This is a genomic window from Hydrogenophaga crassostreae, assembly GCF_001761385.1.
Taxonomy (GTDB): domain Bacteria; phylum Pseudomonadota; class Gammaproteobacteria; order Burkholderiales; family Burkholderiaceae_C; genus Hydrogenophaga; species Hydrogenophaga crassostreae.
Map to the genome: position 1 here is coordinate 2,623,437 of NZ_CP017476.1, position 15,830 is coordinate 2,639,266.

Annotated in this window: 14 protein-coding genes; 9 read left to right on the forward strand and 5 right to left on the reverse strand. The window is 56.8% G+C overall.

What is annotated here, in order from left to right; all coding sequences use genetic code 11:
- Nucleotides 1-42: 42 nt before the first annotated feature.
- The 5 genes from LPB072_RS23165 to LPB072_RS12155 form a co-directional block, all read right to left on the reverse strand.
- Nucleotides 43-963 carry a 2OG-Fe(II) oxygenase gene (locus tag LPB072_RS23165; protein WP_197508820.1) on the reverse strand — a complete coding sequence of 307 codons (921 nt, stop codon included), beginning with the start codon at nt 961-963 and terminating at the stop codon, nt 43-45.
- 341 nt (nt 964-1,304) lie between these two features.
- Complete coding sequence (locus LPB072_RS12140) at nt 1,305-2,147, reverse strand: CpsD/CapB family tyrosine-protein kinase (RefSeq protein WP_066090045.1); 843 nt, start codon at nt 2,145-2,147, stop codon at nt 1,305-1,307.
- A gap of 14 nt (nt 2,148-2,161) precedes the next feature.
- Nucleotides 2,162-3,763: a GumC family protein gene (locus LPB072_RS12145; RefSeq protein ID WP_066090048.1), complete on the reverse strand. Its 1,602-nt coding sequence runs from the start codon at nt 3,761-3,763 to the stop codon at nt 2,162-2,164.
- 12 nt (nt 3,764-3,775) lie between these two features.
- The gene (locus LPB072_RS12150) at nt 3,776-4,876 is read right to left on the reverse strand and encodes a hypothetical protein (RefSeq protein ID WP_066090051.1); all 1,101 of its coding nucleotides are present in this window, start codon (nt 4,874-4,876) and stop codon (nt 3,776-3,778) included.
- A 2-nt stretch (nt 4,877-4,878) separates the two neighbouring features.
- Nucleotides 4,879-5,496, reverse strand: a complete 618-nt coding sequence (locus LPB072_RS12155) for a polysaccharide biosynthesis/export family protein (RefSeq protein ID WP_197508821.1) — start codon at nt 5,494-5,496, stop codon at nt 4,879-4,881.
- 1,363 nt (nt 5,497-6,859) lie between these two features.
- Between LPB072_RS12155 and LPB072_RS12165 the strand changes: the two genes are divergently transcribed.
- From LPB072_RS12165 to LPB072_RS23470, 9 genes are all read left to right on the forward strand, one after another.
- Complete coding sequence (locus LPB072_RS12165; protein WP_082876904.1) at nt 6,860-7,378, forward strand: serine acetyltransferase; 519 nt, start codon at nt 6,860-6,862, stop codon at nt 7,376-7,378.
- Nucleotides 7,371-8,336 carry a glycosyltransferase gene (locus LPB072_RS12170; RefSeq protein ID WP_066090059.1) on the forward strand — a complete coding sequence of 322 codons (966 nt, stop codon included), beginning with the start codon at nt 7,371-7,373 and terminating at the stop codon, nt 8,334-8,336. Before LPB072_RS12165 ends, LPB072_RS12170 begins: the two co-directional genes overlap by 8 nt.
- A 25-nt stretch (nt 8,337-8,361) precedes the next feature.
- Nucleotides 8,362-8,928 carry a hypothetical protein gene (locus tag LPB072_RS12175; RefSeq protein WP_066090062.1) on the forward strand — a complete coding sequence of 189 codons (567 nt, stop codon included), beginning with the start codon at nt 8,362-8,364 and terminating at the stop codon, nt 8,926-8,928.
- On the forward strand, nt 8,928-10,133 hold the full coding sequence (locus tag LPB072_RS12180) for a glycosyltransferase family 4 protein (protein ID WP_066090064.1): 1,206 nt from the start codon (nt 8,928-8,930) through the stop codon (nt 10,131-10,133). The genes LPB072_RS12175 and LPB072_RS12180 overlap by 1 nt, the downstream gene beginning before the upstream one ends.
- A complete protein-coding gene (locus LPB072_RS12185) occupies nt 10,130-11,326 on the forward strand; it encodes a glycosyltransferase family 2 protein (RefSeq protein ID WP_096349065.1) in 1,197 nt (398 codons plus the stop codon). The genes LPB072_RS12180 and LPB072_RS12185 overlap by 4 nt, the downstream gene beginning before the upstream one ends.
- 170 nt (nt 11,327-11,496) lie before the next feature.
- A complete protein-coding gene (locus LPB072_RS12190; protein ID WP_066090067.1) occupies nt 11,497-12,201 on the forward strand; it encodes a WecB/TagA/CpsF family glycosyltransferase in 705 nt (234 codons plus the stop codon).
- Between the two features lie 241 nt (nt 12,202-12,442).
- A complete protein-coding gene (locus LPB072_RS12195) occupies nt 12,443-13,780 on the forward strand; it encodes a glycosyltransferase family 4 protein (protein WP_157559310.1) in 1,338 nt (445 codons plus the stop codon).
- A gap of 21 nt (nt 13,781-13,801) precedes the next feature.
- Complete coding sequence (locus tag LPB072_RS12200) at nt 13,802-14,758, forward strand: NAD-dependent epimerase/dehydratase family protein (protein WP_066090070.1); 957 nt, start codon at nt 13,802-13,804, stop codon at nt 14,756-14,758.
- Between the two features lie 19 nt (nt 14,759-14,777).
- Nucleotides 14,778-14,999: a hypothetical protein gene (locus LPB072_RS23470; RefSeq protein WP_157559311.1), complete on the forward strand. Its 222-nt coding sequence runs from the start codon at nt 14,778-14,780 to the stop codon at nt 14,997-14,999.
- The last annotated feature ends 831 nt before the right edge of the window (nt 15,000-15,830 follow it).

Below are 15,830 nucleotides of genomic sequence, written 5' to 3' on the forward strand. Positions count from 1 at the left end.
GCATTGAATGGGTGCAACGATCACGCATACAGGCCCGAAGTGCTATAGACCGAGTTTCCGCTTGACCGCGAAAACGTACCGTTGGAGGGCGGGAGGCACCCATTGATGCAGATGCTGGTCCAGCCTCAGATTGAAGGCCTCTCTCTTTGCGGTTGCACCATCGTGAGGACGTGCGAAATAGATCGTTGAGTTTGATGGAACTTCCTTGTATATTTCTTTCGATGCCGTGTAGTAATACAAAGCAATCGATCGCCGAAAGACGCCTTCAGGGCATGTCAGTGGATCCGGATGCCCGTGATATGAATCTGCATCGGTATTGAAGATGACGCAGCGATTGAAAACGGGTGAGACCGATGCATGCATGTTTTTCATCTCCCGATCCCAGAGTTCCAGTTCGCCGCCATACTCCTTGGGCCAATGCTCATTGAGATAGATGATCACATTCATTCTGCGATTCAAATGCAGACGATCATTTATACGGAAATCAGCATGCACGCCGAGGTACCCACCTTTGCCTGTTTCGTGGTACCCACCTCCAACAAAATAGGGGTCAGGAATCAATCCCTGGATGGATGACAATCCTTCAAGAAATTCAACAAATGGTGCCGAATTAAAGAAATGAAACAACCTTCTTGCTGGTGCATCACAATCCTCGGGAAGCACTTGTCGTTTGTGCTGACCCGCATACCCCATTTCAAAAATGGTATCACTGGCGATGGGGTTGGTTGGAAAATTGTCCAACGCAAGCCTGATCACATCTTCAGGCAAGAAGTTGTCAATCACGATGTGGGGAAACGGCTCTGCAAAGCAATACTCCCCAGACAAGTTTTCCCCAATGCTTCTTGCTTCAGCACTGTTCAAATGAAACCCGTCGGCAGCATCGATGGGCAACAACGAAGGAGACATGGTGGACGCGCTTTCACGTCCATTTGAGGTGTCTTTCGTGCTGGCTGAAATATTCATGGCTTTTCCTATTTCGTTGGATCATGGCTGGCACATTGATCAAAATACCGATCAACGACCTACAACTTGTTGGCAGAAACAATAAGGTAACACCCAAGCCTGTGACAGCAGACACCAAGCTGTACACACCATTTACGCCGTATCCGTCCCGCCCTGGCAACGCTCAGAAAGCGCTTGACTTGCGTCCATGCCGAACAAGCGCGATGCGATCCATCAGAGACATATGCGACGAGAAATGTGCGGCCGGGCATCGGCATGAAGTCGTCATGGCGACAGCTCTTGTGTGCCACTTCAACGCCTTGGAGCCCCCTGTAAAGGCAAACAGCATCGGTTATGACGCACTAGTAATAAGCGTTTTGCGTCGGCGCCTCGTCCTTGTTCAGCACCACGCCCAGCAAATCGGCCTTGGAAAGGCGGTTCATGGCCTCCTCAACCTCATTTTGCGTGGATACCCCACTGGCAACAACCATCAACACACAATCAATGCGCGGGAGCACGGTCATCACGTCATCCGCTGCCAGAACGGGAGGCAGGTCAAAAATCACAATGCGGTCACTGTACCGCTCACGCAACTCGCTGATGAGGTTGCCAACCTTGTCAGAAGACAGCACCTCTGATGCGCCGAAAACAGGTGAGTTGGTTGGCAGGACAACCAGGCGCTCAACACCCGGATTGACCATGGCTTCAGCAATGCCCACTTGCCCGTCCAGATAGTCATTGAGTGATAAGGGTCGTTTCAACCCCAGATAGCGAGCAACGCTGGGACGGCGCAGGTCAAAATCCACCAGCAGCGCCGTTCGGTTGGTCTGCTGGGCAATGCTCATGGCCAGGTTGATGGCCACCACAGTCTTGCCGGATTCGACGCTCGGCGACGTGATGGCCAGCGTTCTCCAGCCGTTTTCATCCATTTTCTGCAACACCTGCGTGCGCAGCACATCAAATGCCCAACTGGATGGATGTGCCTTCTGGTGGGCGATTATTCTGTGGCGATCCAGGTGTTCAGGCTCCAGCGAGACGACTGCTGTTTGCACATACTGCAGGGAACCCAGGTCGCCAGACTCCGCTTTGCGCCCCGCAGTTGAGGGATCCGGGGCACGGCCTCCGCGCAGCAGGCGTGAATCAGATTTCTTCGAATCTGCTTCGCCATCCTTGGCCTTCTTGATTGCGAGCTTGATGCGTTCCATGTGGCAAATTACCTTCAGCCCATCTGGGAGAACAGTGAGATCAGAAGGGTATGCAAAGGCACAACCATGGTATGAACCACCAAAAGACAAACAAGTACAAACCCTGCCATGAGTGCGATCAACCGCATGCGCAGCGCCTGAGACGAGCGGAGTTCAGCGGCTGACGAGATGTACGGGATCACCACCATGGGCCGCTGACCGGTGAGTGCGGTCAACGAGTTGACGCCTCTCACCCTCGCAAAAATCAATTCAAGCAAGACCACCACGCCCGCCGCCGCCGCCAGTGCCACGAAAAAGCCGAGCGCAACGAGTTTCTTGCGATTTGGCTTGAACGGGTATTCAGGCAGCAAGGGCGGCTCGAGCAGCGTGAAACGCTCCCCTTGTTGTTCCCCCTCCAGGTTTTGCACGACCTGCGCCGACATCTGCTTGGCCCGAAGGTCTTCGTATTTCGCCCGAGCGGCATCGTGATCACGCTGAAGGGCGGCCAAGTCGCGCTCTACCTGCGGTGCCCGGGTCACTTGAGACCGCTGCTGATTGATGGCGTTGCGAAGGCTCCTTTGTTGATCGGCCAACAGGTCGGCGCGCGCGCGCGCTGTGCTGCGTTGGGCCTCAAGGCGGGAAATAGCCAGTTTTTCCTGGGCGGCAATTGCATCACGCGCTGGACTGCGGACCGCGACTTCCGCCTTCAATGCACGCTCCAGCAGATCGATTTTTCGCCGCTGTGCCCGCACATCGGGATGGTCTTCTGTAGAGACGCCGCGCATACGCGCCAGCTCTGAACGAGCCTGTTCCAGGTCCTGCTCCGCAACGCTTGGACCAGTGGCGTTCACTGTCCCCGGCAACAAGACACCCGCACGGGCTCCAGCCAGTTCTACCTCCAGGGTCTGCAACTGATCGAGCGCCAATCTGTGCTCCCGCTCAGCAGCCCGAAGATCCGCCTCAAGGGCCTGGATGTTGGCCAGGGCCACAGCCTGCCCTTCCGCCGAGACGGTGCCCTGTGTGCGCTTGTAGACAGCGATGCGACGCTCCAGGTCCTCCAGCTGCGATTTGACGCGATCGGCTTCCTGGCTCAAAAAGTCGTTGGCTCTCGAAGCTTGTGCAACCCGCGTCCGAACGCTGCTTTCCAGGAACAACTGGATCAGCGCGTTGGTAACTTCCAGCGCTTTTTCGGGCTCTCCATGTTCAAAGGACACGCTGAATGCAAAGTTGTTGGCAGGTCGCTCCCAACTCGGCATATTGCCGATCTGCACGCTCACATCGATGCTCGCGCGCATCGCATTCACCACATCTGTGTCCTTCAATGCGACCCCGGATACAGGCTCAAACACCTGATGCTCTCCGGCAATACGCAGCAAGCTTTCCCGCGTCATGATTCGTTGGCGCAAAGCTTGTATCAGTTGCTCCGCATTTCCAGGGGAGCCAGAGCGCACCACGTCGTCCGGAATTGGCGGGCCTTCTACAAGCAAGGTCCCGGTCGCCTTGTAGGCCCGCGGCATCAGCAATGCCACAACCACAGAGGCGGTCAGGACCGCACCAAAGGTCAGGATGATTGCCAACGCCCGGCGCCTGACGATGGACAGGTAATCTTGGGGGCTAAGTTGGTAATCGGCCTGCATGAAATTGTGGAATTAGAAGTCTGGATGCGCGTACACGAAACCCACAGCAAAGGCATTCCCGCTGGCAGAAGGTGTGACTGAAGACTTGGCCCGCCTGTTTTCCAGGCCCATGGTAAAAGCCCAGAAGCGGGTCAGTTCCGATCGAACTCGCGCATACACGGTTACACCCACATCCCGATCGACCTCGAGAGAGCGGGCTTGGCTGTATCCGAGAGCAAGCGAAGTGTCGACCGTGAACGGATAGGTAAACGAAGCACCAAGGGTCTCGGAACGCGTATAGCCCCCCAGTGTGCCGCCCAGGCTCACATCGCGCACCCACTCAAGTGCGTATCCGACCCGCTCACCCGTGTACGCAAGGCGCAAAGCCCCCACCGGGTCTGTTTTGCCACGCGGGGTGCTGGTGTGAACAACGCCAGCTCGCGCATTCAGCGTGACATCCTCACGAAGATCTACTTCGTAGCCCAGCCCGACCTCGCCGCGCGAAACGCTCGTACCCCCTCCGCTCGGCTTCAAGCGCGCAACACTTGAGGTCAATGCATATCGGGAGCTGGGACCCGATTCGAAGCGGTATGCAACAGATCCGCGCGTTTCGCTGTAATCGACAAGCAACGCCGTGTCGTAGCTCACGCGTGCATGTGACGCAGCCAGTTCAAGAAAGGACCGTGCGGTCAGGTTTCGGGTCCAGGTACCTCCTAGCGTCCCGGTGCGTTGCGTGCTGTCCCGGGTCACCCTGCCGAATTCAGCGAACTCGGTCTCCCGTGTGGAAGCCTCTTCCAAGGATGCCCGCAACCCGAAAACGTCGACCGGACTTGAGTTTTCCCAAAGCACGCGGACACTCGGCAGGGTTCGATTGGCACTCAGATCGGTGTTGCTCGATTTTTCGATCATGCCTCCAAGGGTCAACTCCGTTCGCGAGCTTCCCTGAATCGACTGGAGCGTGTATTGGGGATGGAGTCGATATAGCGTGACGCTTCCACTGCTTTCAGCGGAAAGTTCGGGGTTACTGACCCGCACAATTTCCATCGGCACAGTCAGCGTGTTTTGAGCCATCGCAGGCAACCATACAAATGGCTGCGAGGCCAGCACCAGGAGGGAAGCAATTTTTGAGTTCATGATCAAGGCACCAAAATCGTGTCACCAGGCATCAGGACCACATTGGTTTCGAGTTGGCTGCCCTTGATCAAGTCGTCATACCTGACGGGCAGGATCCGGCTATTGCCTTCGGGCGACTTGCGCAACACGCGAATCGAATTGCCGTCAGCAAACCGGTCAAGCCCACCCACTTGGCTGAGCATCTGCAAAACAGTCGTCTCGGGTGAACTCAGCGTGACAGCCCCGGGATTGACAACTTTGCCCAACACATAGACCCGATTGCCATCGGTAGCCGTAATAGCCACCGTCACAACCGGCACTGGAATGTATTTTTTAAGTTTTTCCGCCACACGGGCTTCGACCTCTGGCGTGCTCAGCCCTACCACCTCGACACGCCCGGCCAGCGGGAAGGTGATGCTGCCATCGGGCAGCACGCGCACTTCCATCCGCAAGGCCTCATCGCGCCAGACTGACACCATCAGGGCATCACCGTGCCGCAGTTTGTATGCTGACTCCGGTTGAGCGAACACAGCGCCGCTCACCGTCACCAAGAGAAATGTCATCACGAAACGTGCAAAAACAGGCATGGTCAGTCTCCAAAAAAATTGAGTTGCTACGAAGGCACCGCAAAATCCCTGCATCAGGGCGCTGCTTTTCCTTCCAGGACATCGCCAAGTTTCAAAATCTTACGAAGTTTATCTTACGCTAAACACGCCTCCACCCCCCTCCACGTTCGGCCTGCGTGAGGCCTTCCTTCTGCGCAATAGACTGCATTGTGGGGCACTGCTCATCCGTTACGCGGTGAATTGTTGCCCCCCCATTTTCAGCCCCTTTCAAACTGGCCTTGTGCTGTTTCGAGCGAGTTGATGCGGCTTTCTCCCAACGCGAGCGCCCTGAGGCAGGCGGCCGAGCGAACCATGCGCGCGGTCATGGGTGCAGTCGCGCGACCCTAACCTTCGACCTCTGCGGCGCAATCCGCATCGTAAAGAACTCGTTTCGGCACCGCGTGTGAAATGACCCGATGAACCCGTGGTCTGTGGGTTTTTTCGATCGCATGCGGGCGAGCTTCACGCCGCGCGGTGGGCGTTGACGCGGTGACGTCGTCACAGTGATGGGCTTGGTCATCCTTGCTCCCCTCATCGAGCGCCCCCCCGTTCGCGCCGCTTGACAGCCTTCAAAGCCTTTTTCGAGCCACATCCTGCCGGATCCAGGATCTGCCTGTCCAGCGTCAGCCCGGCCTCGATGCGCTTGAGCCTGGCATTTTTCGTCCTCAAACGCCCGAATGGGGTGAGGCTGAGGTCCCCGAATCGCCGATCTCCCAACAGATGCCCACGACCGGCCCTCCGGATTTGGTCCAACACAGCACATCTGCGATTCCCTCCTTTGAAAATCTCGATCGCTTCGTTGCTTCTCCTTGCGCCCCCTGGCTCGCCGGAAAGCAACCGTACCGCCGCCGATGAAAAGGCTGGAATTCGGGAAGACACGTCAACACCAAACCTCTCTCAAGGCCCGCCGGCCAATCTGCTCCAGCGTGCATGCGCCAGTGGTCGGAAGGTTCAACATGTTGGAAGCAGCTTTAAAGTGGTTGGATATGGCGGATCATTCGCAGGAAACCAGACCCGTTCGCATCCACCGCAGGGTCTCAACAACTAGGCCCTCAGCGCGGATGCAAAGAAGCCAAAAGTCGCCCAATGAAATCCATCACCAGCAATTGTGCAAAATGTAAGCGTCTGTCGGTGACAGAATGAAACACCTGCCGAATGCATTTGCACCTGAACCTGGTGAAGCGAATTCAACGGGTTACGACGCGACCGCGGATTGTTTCAAGTTCGAAATAGAGGTACCCCCTCGGACACCAACGCACTGCCGGATGCCCGTTTCTGACTCCCCTAAAAGCGCTGTAAAGCGACCTTGCTGGTCTTTCGCAAGATGGGTTGCACCCGCACGCGGCGCCCTCATTCTGCGCCGGCGCCCATGGTTCACCTGCCCCCTCATGCCCCACCCATGACCGACAACCAAGTACCCGACTGGAGCCGTGAACAACTGCAACCGGGCGAATGGAACCCGGGCAAACATCTGCTGTCCTGCATTCGGCGCTACCAACGGTACCAGCAAGAACCGCCAGCACTGAGCGGCCTGCGCATCGCCTGGGCTGTTTTGCAGCACCGCTTCTGGAGCGCAGTCACGGGTGCGGACATCCCCCTGAATTGCCAGCTTGGGGGCGGCTTGTTGCTGCCGCACCCCAACGGCGTGGTGATTCACCCCGATGCCCGGGTGGGACCAAACTGCCTGATTTTTCAACAGGTCACGCTCGGATCGCTCGCCTCAGGCGGCACGCCCGTGATCGGAGGCCATGTTGACATTGGCGCCGGCGCCAAGCTGCTCGGGGGCATCACCATCGGGGACCACGCCAGAATTGGAGCCAATGCCGTCGTGTTGGCGAACGTTCCAGCAGGATCTGTGGCTGTGGGTGCGCCAGCGCGCTGCCTGCCGCTCGATAGGGAAGCGGCTTCGCATGCGTGAATACAAGCTGGGCGTGGTGGCGATCGGGCGCAACGAGGGCGAACGTCTGAGACGCTGCCTGGGTTCTGTGCCGCCCGTTGTGCTTGCAACCGTCTATGTCGACTCGGGCTCTGATGACGGTTCTAAACAAATGGCCATCGAGATGGGCGCCGACGTCCTTGACCTTGATATGTCGCGACCCTTCACCGCTGCCCGGGCCCGGAATGAGGGCCTGCGCCGGTTGCTGGAGCGGCACCCCGAAGTCGACTTCGTGCAGTTTGTCGACGGGGACTGTGAGATCGTCCCGGACTGGCTGGAGGCTGCACGGGACTTTCTGGCAATGCAAGCCTCGCACGCGGTGGTGTGCGGCAGGCGCCGTGAGCGGTTTCCGGAGCATTCGGTCTACAACCAAATGTGCGACGAGGAGTGGAACACGCCGGTCGGCGACACGCTGTCATGCGGCGGTGACGCCATGATGCGTACACAGGCCCTCCAGGCTGTTGGCGGTTACCGAGAGACGTTGATTGCTGGCGAAGAGCCCGAGCTTTGCGTGCGCCTTCGTCAAAAGGGGTGGCGCATTCACCGGCTCGACCGCGAAATGACCCTGCACGACGCTGCCATCACCCGTTTCAGCCAGTGGTGGAAACGCACGGTGCGGGCAGGCCATGCTTTTGCGGAGGGGGCTTGGCTTCACGGGGCCCCTCCCGAGCGGCATTGGGTCCGGGAAACGCGTCGTGCCTGCTTCTGGGGGATGCTCCTGCCACTGTTGATCGCCATCGCCACGTTTGGCCTTGGGCCCTGGGCACTGGCTCTCATCCTGGTTTACCCGCTGCAATGGTTGCGCCTGTTTTGGCGCAGCGGCTCAGCACGCTCCAGCACCTTCATGCTTATCGGGAAATTTGCAGAGGCCTGGGGTGTTTTGAAATTCCATATCTTGCGCTTGCGGGGTATCGCTGGTCCTATCATCGAGTACAAATAGCTCGAACAACCGGAGCCACTTTCAATTGAACCAAGGACTCATCGGAAACTGGTCCCCAGGCATTGGGGATCCCAGCCTCGCCGGCTGGTTGACCGTGCTGCTCTACGGCGCCGCCGCATGGACCGTCTGGCGCTTGCTGCGCGAATGGACCGAGCCGCCCAGACACTCTGCCCGCTACGAAAAATGGTTCTGGAGAATGCTGCTCCTGGGGCTTGTCATGCTGGGAATCAACAAGCAACTCGACCTGCAGAGTGCGCTCACTGAAATCGGCCGAATCATGGCTGACAAGCAAGGCTGGTACAAGCATCGGAGCCAGTTCCAGATGGCCTTTATTGCTGGCATCGCCATGTTGGGGCTGACGCTGTTTGCGGCCACGTTGAATCTGATCTGGGGGGCTCCCAGTCCAACATTCTGGGGGCTGCTGGGTGGCACTGGACTCGTGGTGTTCGTCATCATCCGTGCGGCCTCATTCCATCATGTCGACGCCGTTCTTGGGCACCGGTTTTCCGGCTTTCAAGTCAACTGGATCGTGGAAATGGGGGCGCTGCTGGTCATCACCGCCAGTGCATGGCGGCGGCGAGGAGCACATTGATGCGCGTCGCCTACTTCACCAACCAGTACCCCAAGGTCAGTCACAGCTTCATACGGCGCGAAATTCTGGCACTGGAGCGCCAGGGCGTGGAGGTCGCCCGACTTGCACTGAGGGGCTGGAGCGACGGGCTCGTTGACCCGGACGATTTGTCTGAACGCGAGAAAACCCACTACCTCCTGCGCGGAGGGCTTGGCGCGCTGCTTCCGGCCACGATTCGCCAATTGCTGAGTGCACCGGTTTCATTTTTGCAGGGTGTTCGTATGGCCCTGCGTCTGTCCCGCTTGTCCGATCGACCCGCGCCATACCACCTCGTGTACCTGGCCGAAGCCTGTGAACTGGTTCACTGGTGCCGCCAGCAGGGGGTGGATCATCTGCACGTTCACTTCGGAACCAACCCGGCCGAGGTCGCGCTGCTGGCCCGCCTGATTGGAGGCCCGGCCTATTCGTTCACAGTACATGGTCCTGACGAGTTCGACCGCCCCCTGGGGTTGCACCTTCGCGAGAAGATCGAAGCGGCCTCGCATGTGGTCGCAATCAGTTCCTACGGCCGAAGTCAGCTGTACCGCTGGGTCGGCCACAGTCACTGGCACAAAATTCAGGTGGTGCACTGTGGGCTGGAGACCTCCTTTTTCGATCCGCCTCCGTCCCAACCATTCCCATCGACCCCTCGCCTGGTTTGCGTTGGCCGGCTTTGCGAACAGAAAGGCCAATTGTTGCTGCTCGATGCTGTACGCAGGCTCAGGGACCGGGGAGAAGACTTTCACCTGGTGCTTGCCGGCGACGGTGAAATGAGGCGTGAGCTCGAGGCGTTCATCGCTCAACACAACCTGCAGGCCCAGGTCAGCATCACCGGATGGATCAGCAGCGAACGCGTGAAGCAGGAATTGCTGGCGGCGCGGACCATGGTTCTGGCCAGCTTTGCCGAAGGTCTTCCCGTGGTGATCATGGAAGCAATGGCACTGGGCAGACCTGTGCTTACCACCAGCATTGCGGGCATTCCGGAGTTGGTGCGCCACGGCGTCGATGGCTGGCTCGTTCCCGCTGGCGACGTTGAGGCCCTGGTCGAGACCCTTAGCAGCGCGCTGGCGACGCCAGCCGCCCAACTGGAGCAGATGGGCCTCACGGCGCGCGCCAGAGTCATCGAGAGACACTCGATCGACACGGAAGCCGCCAAGCTCAAGCATCTTTTGCCGGCGCCATCATGATCACAACCACCATCAGCTGGGTGCTTTTGACCACAGGCGCGGTCCTGATGGCACTCGTTGCGCTGCTTGCCCTCCAGACTTTGGCCAGCTTTCTGCTCAAGAGACCCGAATCGGTCCCGGGAGATGGAGATACCCCGTTACCCTCGACCGTGGTGTTGATGCCCGCACACGATGAGGCCGAGATCATCGAATCAATGGTGAGCCAGGCATTGCAGGTGCTGCCTGCCGGCGGTCAACTGCTGGTCGTGGCAGACAATTGCACAGACGACACCGCAGACCGTGCCAGGTCAGCCGGGGCCAGCGTTATCGAGCGGTTTGACACTGATCTTCGTGGCAAAGGCTATGCACTGGCTCACGGCGTGAACCACTTGCGCCCGGCCCCGCCGGAAGTGGTGATCGTGATGGACGCCGACTGTGTCGCTTCAGCCGGCAGCCTGACGGCCATTGCCATGGCTGCACACCGCCTGCAAAGACCCGTACAGGCCATGTATGACATGCTCGCTCCGCCCGGGGCTGGCCTGATGCAACGCATGGCCGCATTCGCCTGGGACTTCCGTACCCGTCTGCGCGCCGAGGGCTACCGCCGCCTGGGCCTGCCCTGCCAACTGATGGGCAGTGGCATGGCATTCCCCTGGCCGTTGCTGCAGCAGGTCAACCTCGCCACCGGTCACATCGTTGAAGACCTCAAGCTCGGCCTGGACTGCGCCCGGACGGGTAAGCCCCCCTATTTCCTGCCGTCTGCGCTGGTGAGCAGCTGTTTTCCTACCAATGATCAGGGTACCCAGTCACAGCGCAAACGGTGGGAGCACGGCCACCTGAGCATGGTTGCAGGGCAAGCACCAACTCTGCTGTGGCAATCCGTGACCCGTGGCAACGTTGGCCTGCTGGCGATGACACTGGATATGTGTGTCCCGCCACTGGCATTGCTGGTTTTGCTGCTTGGCGCGCAAGCCGCGGGTGCCACGCTGCTGGCATGGCTGGGAATGATCTGGCCAGTGGTGGCAACGCTCTCGCTGCTGGCATTTGTCTTGCTAGGTCTGACGGTACTCGCAGGCTGGTGGAGAGCTGGCCGTCGCTGGATCAGTCTGGGCGAACTGATGTCTGCGCCTTGGTACATCTTGCGCAAACTTCCGCTCTACCTGGGCGTCCTGACCCGGCGCCAGGCCAACTGGATACGAACGCGACGAGACTGAGAAAATGTTTGAACCCGAGCCACGCACGGAAACCGTGACCGCAACCTCACGCACGAAAAAGCCCAACCATCGGCCTCGTGTATCAGCGCTAGCCAGAAACTGGCCAGAACGGACCACAAGCCATGAGTGACCATTGCATCCTGTGTGGGCTACCCATCTCCCGCTCCACCATGAAGCAGACGCTGGACGACATTCTGAAACGCATGACGCGGGGAGAAGGCGCATGGCTGCTCACACTCAACACGGAAATGCTCTCGCGCTTTACCAAAGATCCCGGCTATCGGGATCTGGTCGCGCAGGCCGACATCATCACCGCCGACGGCATGCCTCTGGTGTGGGCCTCCCGGTTCAAGGGCGCTGACCAGACCATTCCCGAGCGGACCACCGGCGTCGACCTGGTGGATGCCTTTCTTCGCCTTCCAGAGGTGCCGATCTACGCCATCATTGGTGGGGTGGATCCAGCCATCACCGTGGCGCGCTACGGTGATTCCGCGCAGCAAGCATGCCGTTATCTGTTCAACGGCAAGGTCGATCTGAGTGACAAACAGGTGCAACAGTTCGCCGATACGCTGCGTGATCATCAGGTGCGCATGCTGTTTCTGGCTCTGGGCGTTCCCAAACAGGACCGGCTGGCATTGAAAATAAGGGCATTGATGCCGGAACTGATGATCACTGGCATTGGTGGTACGTTTGAAATCCTGGGTCCGAAAGGAAGCCGGGCGCCGAAGTGGATGCAGAAGCTTGGGATGGAATGGCTGTTCCGACTGTTGAAGGAGCCTGGTCGATTGTGGAAACGTTACCTCATTCACTACCCCGCTGGCGTCAAATTGCTTCTCAAGGATATACTGCAATCTCTTCCCGCGTCCAAATCCTGATAAATCCGCCATCAATCGAATTGCGACAAAATAATGCATTTTGACCGCCAATCAATTAAAATCGCACCGGTATATCGCCGCGATTGATAGGCAACAAGAGAAATTTTTCTCATACCCCAAAATAATTGAACTCACGCAACTCAAAACGCCACATGAACTGCTTTTGAAATAGCGCGATTCTCGCCATCAAGCCAGTATTTTCCTGGTACGCAAACAAGCCTCCGCTCAACAAATCTGAAATTTGGCCGAAAAATCACCAGAAAGGGGATCCATTTTTATGGCAAGTCAATTTGGAAAGCCAAACGCCAAGCCAATACGGGTCATCATTGCTTCTGAGAATGCATCGATGCGCATGAGCGGCGAATCCAATTTGCCTCTGTTCTATTTGAAGCTGCTTCGTGCTCGCGGTGCTGAAATCTGGATTGTCTGCCACTCTCGAGTCCGCAACGAATTGCGGGAACTTTTTCCGAACGACATTGATTTCCACAGATTTCATTTCATTGAAGATACGCGACTTCAAGTGCTTATCTGGAAACTCAGTCACCGGTTTCCCTATCGGATACAAGACCTCATATTTGGACAATGGATTCATGCCATTACACAACGAACCACGCGGAAAGTCGTTAAGGAATTGGTAAAATCGGAAAACATTCAGATTGTTTTCGAACCGGCGCCTATTTCCCCCAAAGGACTGAGTTTTATGTACGACCTGGGGGTGCCCGTCGTCATAGGACCACTTTGCGGGGGGCTTGAGTTTCCACCGGCCTTCCGCTATATGGACTCACCGGTGACGCGTCTTTCCATCAAGCTTGGACGCGCAGCATCGGGACTGGCGCATCAATGGGCACCAGGAAAATTGCAGGCAGAGAGTTTGATTGTGGCAAACGACCGCACGGCAAAGGCACTGCCCCACGGCTACCGAGGCCAAGTCTATAAAGTGGTTGAAAGTGGTGTTGATCTGTCCATATGCAAACCAATCGAACACCAGTCAGCAGACCCCAGAGACCCGGTTCGATTCATCTTTTGGGGTCGATTTGTTGACTGGAAGGGGGCCCAGTTTCTTGTGCAGGCATTTAAACAAGTTTCCGAACAGTCAAATGCTGTACTTGAAATGATTGGTGATGGAGAGCTAATGGACTCCATTAAAACCCAGGCAACTGAAACGGGGGCTGGCGACAGGATCAATTTTCACGGTCGCTTGAGCAGGGAAGAAAGCATCAAGATTATTCAGAAATGTCACGTATTCGTCATTCCTTCCCTGCGTGAATGCGGAGGCAATGCCATTTTGGAAATCATGGCAATGGGGCTGCCCATCGTTGCAACCAATTGGGCGGGCCCGGCTCAATACGTAGAGAAAACTTGTGGGATTCTGGTCGACCCCACCACCGTCGATGGGTTTATTAACGGGCTGGCTGATGCCATGCTGAGATTGGAAAAATCACCAGAGCTGCGCCAAAAAATGGGCGCGGCCGGTATCGAGCGGGTCAAGGAAGAGAATTTCGACTGGGAATCAAAAGCCGATCGTATTCTGGAAATACTTCATGAAACCATTGGGCAGAAGGCAGCCCGTCAACCATAGCAACCAACCATCAAATTCGGTATGGGAAACAGCTTAATTTTGGGCGGCGCGGGGTTTCTTGGCAGCAATCTCGCGCAGAGGCTCGTTGCCCAGGGTGAAACTGTGCGCGTTTTCACACGCCCCAGTTCTTCGATTTCGAACATCGAAAACATTCGAGACAGGATTGAATTGGTTTGTCGGGATTTTATGGATGATGTTGCATTGCGCAGCGCCACTCAAAACATTGATACCGTGTATCACTTGATTTCAACGACCTTTCCGAGCATGACAATGGAGAGTAGCGCCTATGATCTGCTTTCAAATCTGCTTCCGACAATACGGTTGATTGAAGCTTGCAGTGCCAACGGTGTGAAAAAGATCATATACGCATCTTCAGGTGGTACGATTTATGGAAATCCTGACACAGTTCCAATTCCAGAGGACCATCCCTTGGTCCCCACTTCAGCCTATGGGCAAAGCAAGCTGACGATAGAGAATTATCTCACCTTCTATGCGCGATCCACACATCTGGACATTAATGTATTGCGAATTTCAAATCCCTTTGGCCCGAACCAAAAAATACTGGGCGTGCAGGGCATTGTTGCGGTAGCGATGGGGTGTGCTTATTATGGGCGAGCCTTGAGGATCAACGGAGAAGGAAAGGCGGTCCGGGACTACATTTACATTCAGGATGTGATTGATGCAATGCTGCTGGCAGCAAACCATCCAGGGTCCGCCGTCGCGAATATTTCTGCATCGGTCGGTCACAGCGTGATGGAAATCGTAAAAGCCGTGGAAGAGATCTCAGGCCGGACAATTGAAAAGCAATTTGTCCCCGATCGCCCCGGCGATGTTCGAATGAATATTCTCGACAACAGCAAGGCTTTCCAGCTGTATGGATGGGCGCCCAAAACGCCCTTCCGAGAAGGTCTCGAAAAGACTTGGAGTCACATCATAAAAGCTGGTCCGGCATCGATCCCAATGGCCTTAAAGTCGTGACCGCTGGAATTGACCCGCTTTGATTGAAGAGAAAGGATTTGGTTTTGAAGCTGCGCTTCCCTCTTCCCTCTTCCCTCTTCCCTTCGATACCGCGTCAGCCTGGCATTCCAGGAAAATGGCCGTCAAACAAGGCGCGAAATCCAATTGTTCTTTGACCCAGGTTGCTGCCAGCACAGACCACAAGCGCCTCAACCCGCAGGATTTACAAGTAGGTGAATGCAGCGTTGCTCGAACCGTGTGAGCAGGCTTCCAAAGGCTTGCTCGAAGCAGAGAACGAATTTCTTCGACAGCGCCCAAGGGTGCACTGCCTAGAGGCGGTGAGCGATCTGCGGGAAAAGCGTGGCGAACGGAACCTCGCGAAAAAGGTCCGGTGAAGTGCCTCTTCATGAGAGCGCTTCTGTGCGAGTTCGCCCTCACCTTAAGGTCCCGGGGCCTGGAGCTGGCACAGACTGGCTTCTGCCAATGGGTGCATCAACCACGGTCTCGGAAAAGTGTTCATCAAACCAATGGCGGCACGGCCCCATCGAGATTTCTCACCATGGCCGTCACTGTGACCACGAAGCGGAACGCGCCTTCTGGTTCCTGAGCGCGATCGGATGGGCCTGTGACTTGCGTCACCCGGAGGCTACGATGCAAATCGAAAAAACCCGGGGAGATGCCTATGGCCATGGCGTCGTTTTCTGCAACCGGTCACACGCCCATATTCAACGGCCTGGCATCTGTCCCGATGCGCTCGGACGCGCTTCCGCAGGCGAGAAGGGTTGCTTCAGACGCCTCTGGGAGGTTCACCCATTTTTGCAGTCACTCGCGCCAGGCCTGTTTCTGACGACCGAAAATGCCTGACCCAGGAGAAGCACTGGCTCGACAGCGCTCTGCTCTGCCAATCACAAGGTCAGGAACATGTAGGCCGATTATGTAAACTGTTACGATTAATACCGTGCACTTGGGTCTCTTCGACAGATTTCACAGACCGATTACCGTTTGGCCCAAAAGCACAGAACCGACTTCTCACTGGCTCAGGAACTCGAGATGTATTTAGATTACCTTTACAGACTCGGCCAATAACAGGTTA

Excerpts from the sequence above, each read along its gene's own strand:
- LPB072_RS12145 (WP_066090048.1), bottom strand. The coding sequence starts at position 3,763 with ATGCAGGCCGATTACCAACTTAGCCCCCAAGATTACCTGTCCATCGTC.
- LPB072_RS12155 (WP_197508821.1), bottom strand. The coding sequence starts at position 5,496 with ATGCAGGGATTTTGCGGTGCCTTCGTAGCAACTCAATTTTTTTGGAGA.
- LPB072_RS23165 (WP_197508820.1), bottom strand. The coding sequence starts at position 963 with ATGAATATTTCAGCCAGCACGAAAGACACCTCAAATGGACGTGAAAGC.
- LPB072_RS12190 (WP_066090067.1), top strand. The coding sequence starts at position 11,497 with ATGAAGCAGACGCTGGACGACATTCTGAAACGCATGACGCGGGGAGAA.
- LPB072_RS12170 (WP_066090059.1), top strand. The coding sequence starts at position 7,371 with ATGCGTGAATACAAGCTGGGCGTGGTGGCGATCGGGCGCAACGAGGGC.
- LPB072_RS12150 (WP_066090051.1), bottom strand. The coding sequence starts at position 4,876 with ATGAACTCAAAAATTGCTTCCCTCCTGGTGCTGGCCTCGCAGCCATTT.
- LPB072_RS12140 (WP_066090045.1), bottom strand. The coding sequence starts at position 2,147 with ATGGAACGCATCAAGCTCGCAATCAAGAAGGCCAAGGATGGCGAAGCA.
- LPB072_RS12180 (WP_066090064.1), top strand. The coding sequence starts at position 8,928 with ATGCGCGTCGCCTACTTCACCAACCAGTACCCCAAGGTCAGTCACAGC.
- LPB072_RS12185 (WP_096349065.1), top strand. The coding sequence starts at position 10,130 with ATGATCACAACCACCATCAGCTGGGTGCTTTTGACCACAGGCGCGGTC.
- LPB072_RS12200 (WP_066090070.1), top strand. The coding sequence starts at position 13,802 with ATGGGAAACAGCTTAATTTTGGGCGGCGCGGGGTTTCTTGGCAGCAAT.
- LPB072_RS12165 (WP_082876904.1), top strand. The coding sequence starts at position 6,860 with ATGACCGACAACCAAGTACCCGACTGGAGCCGTGAACAACTGCAACCG.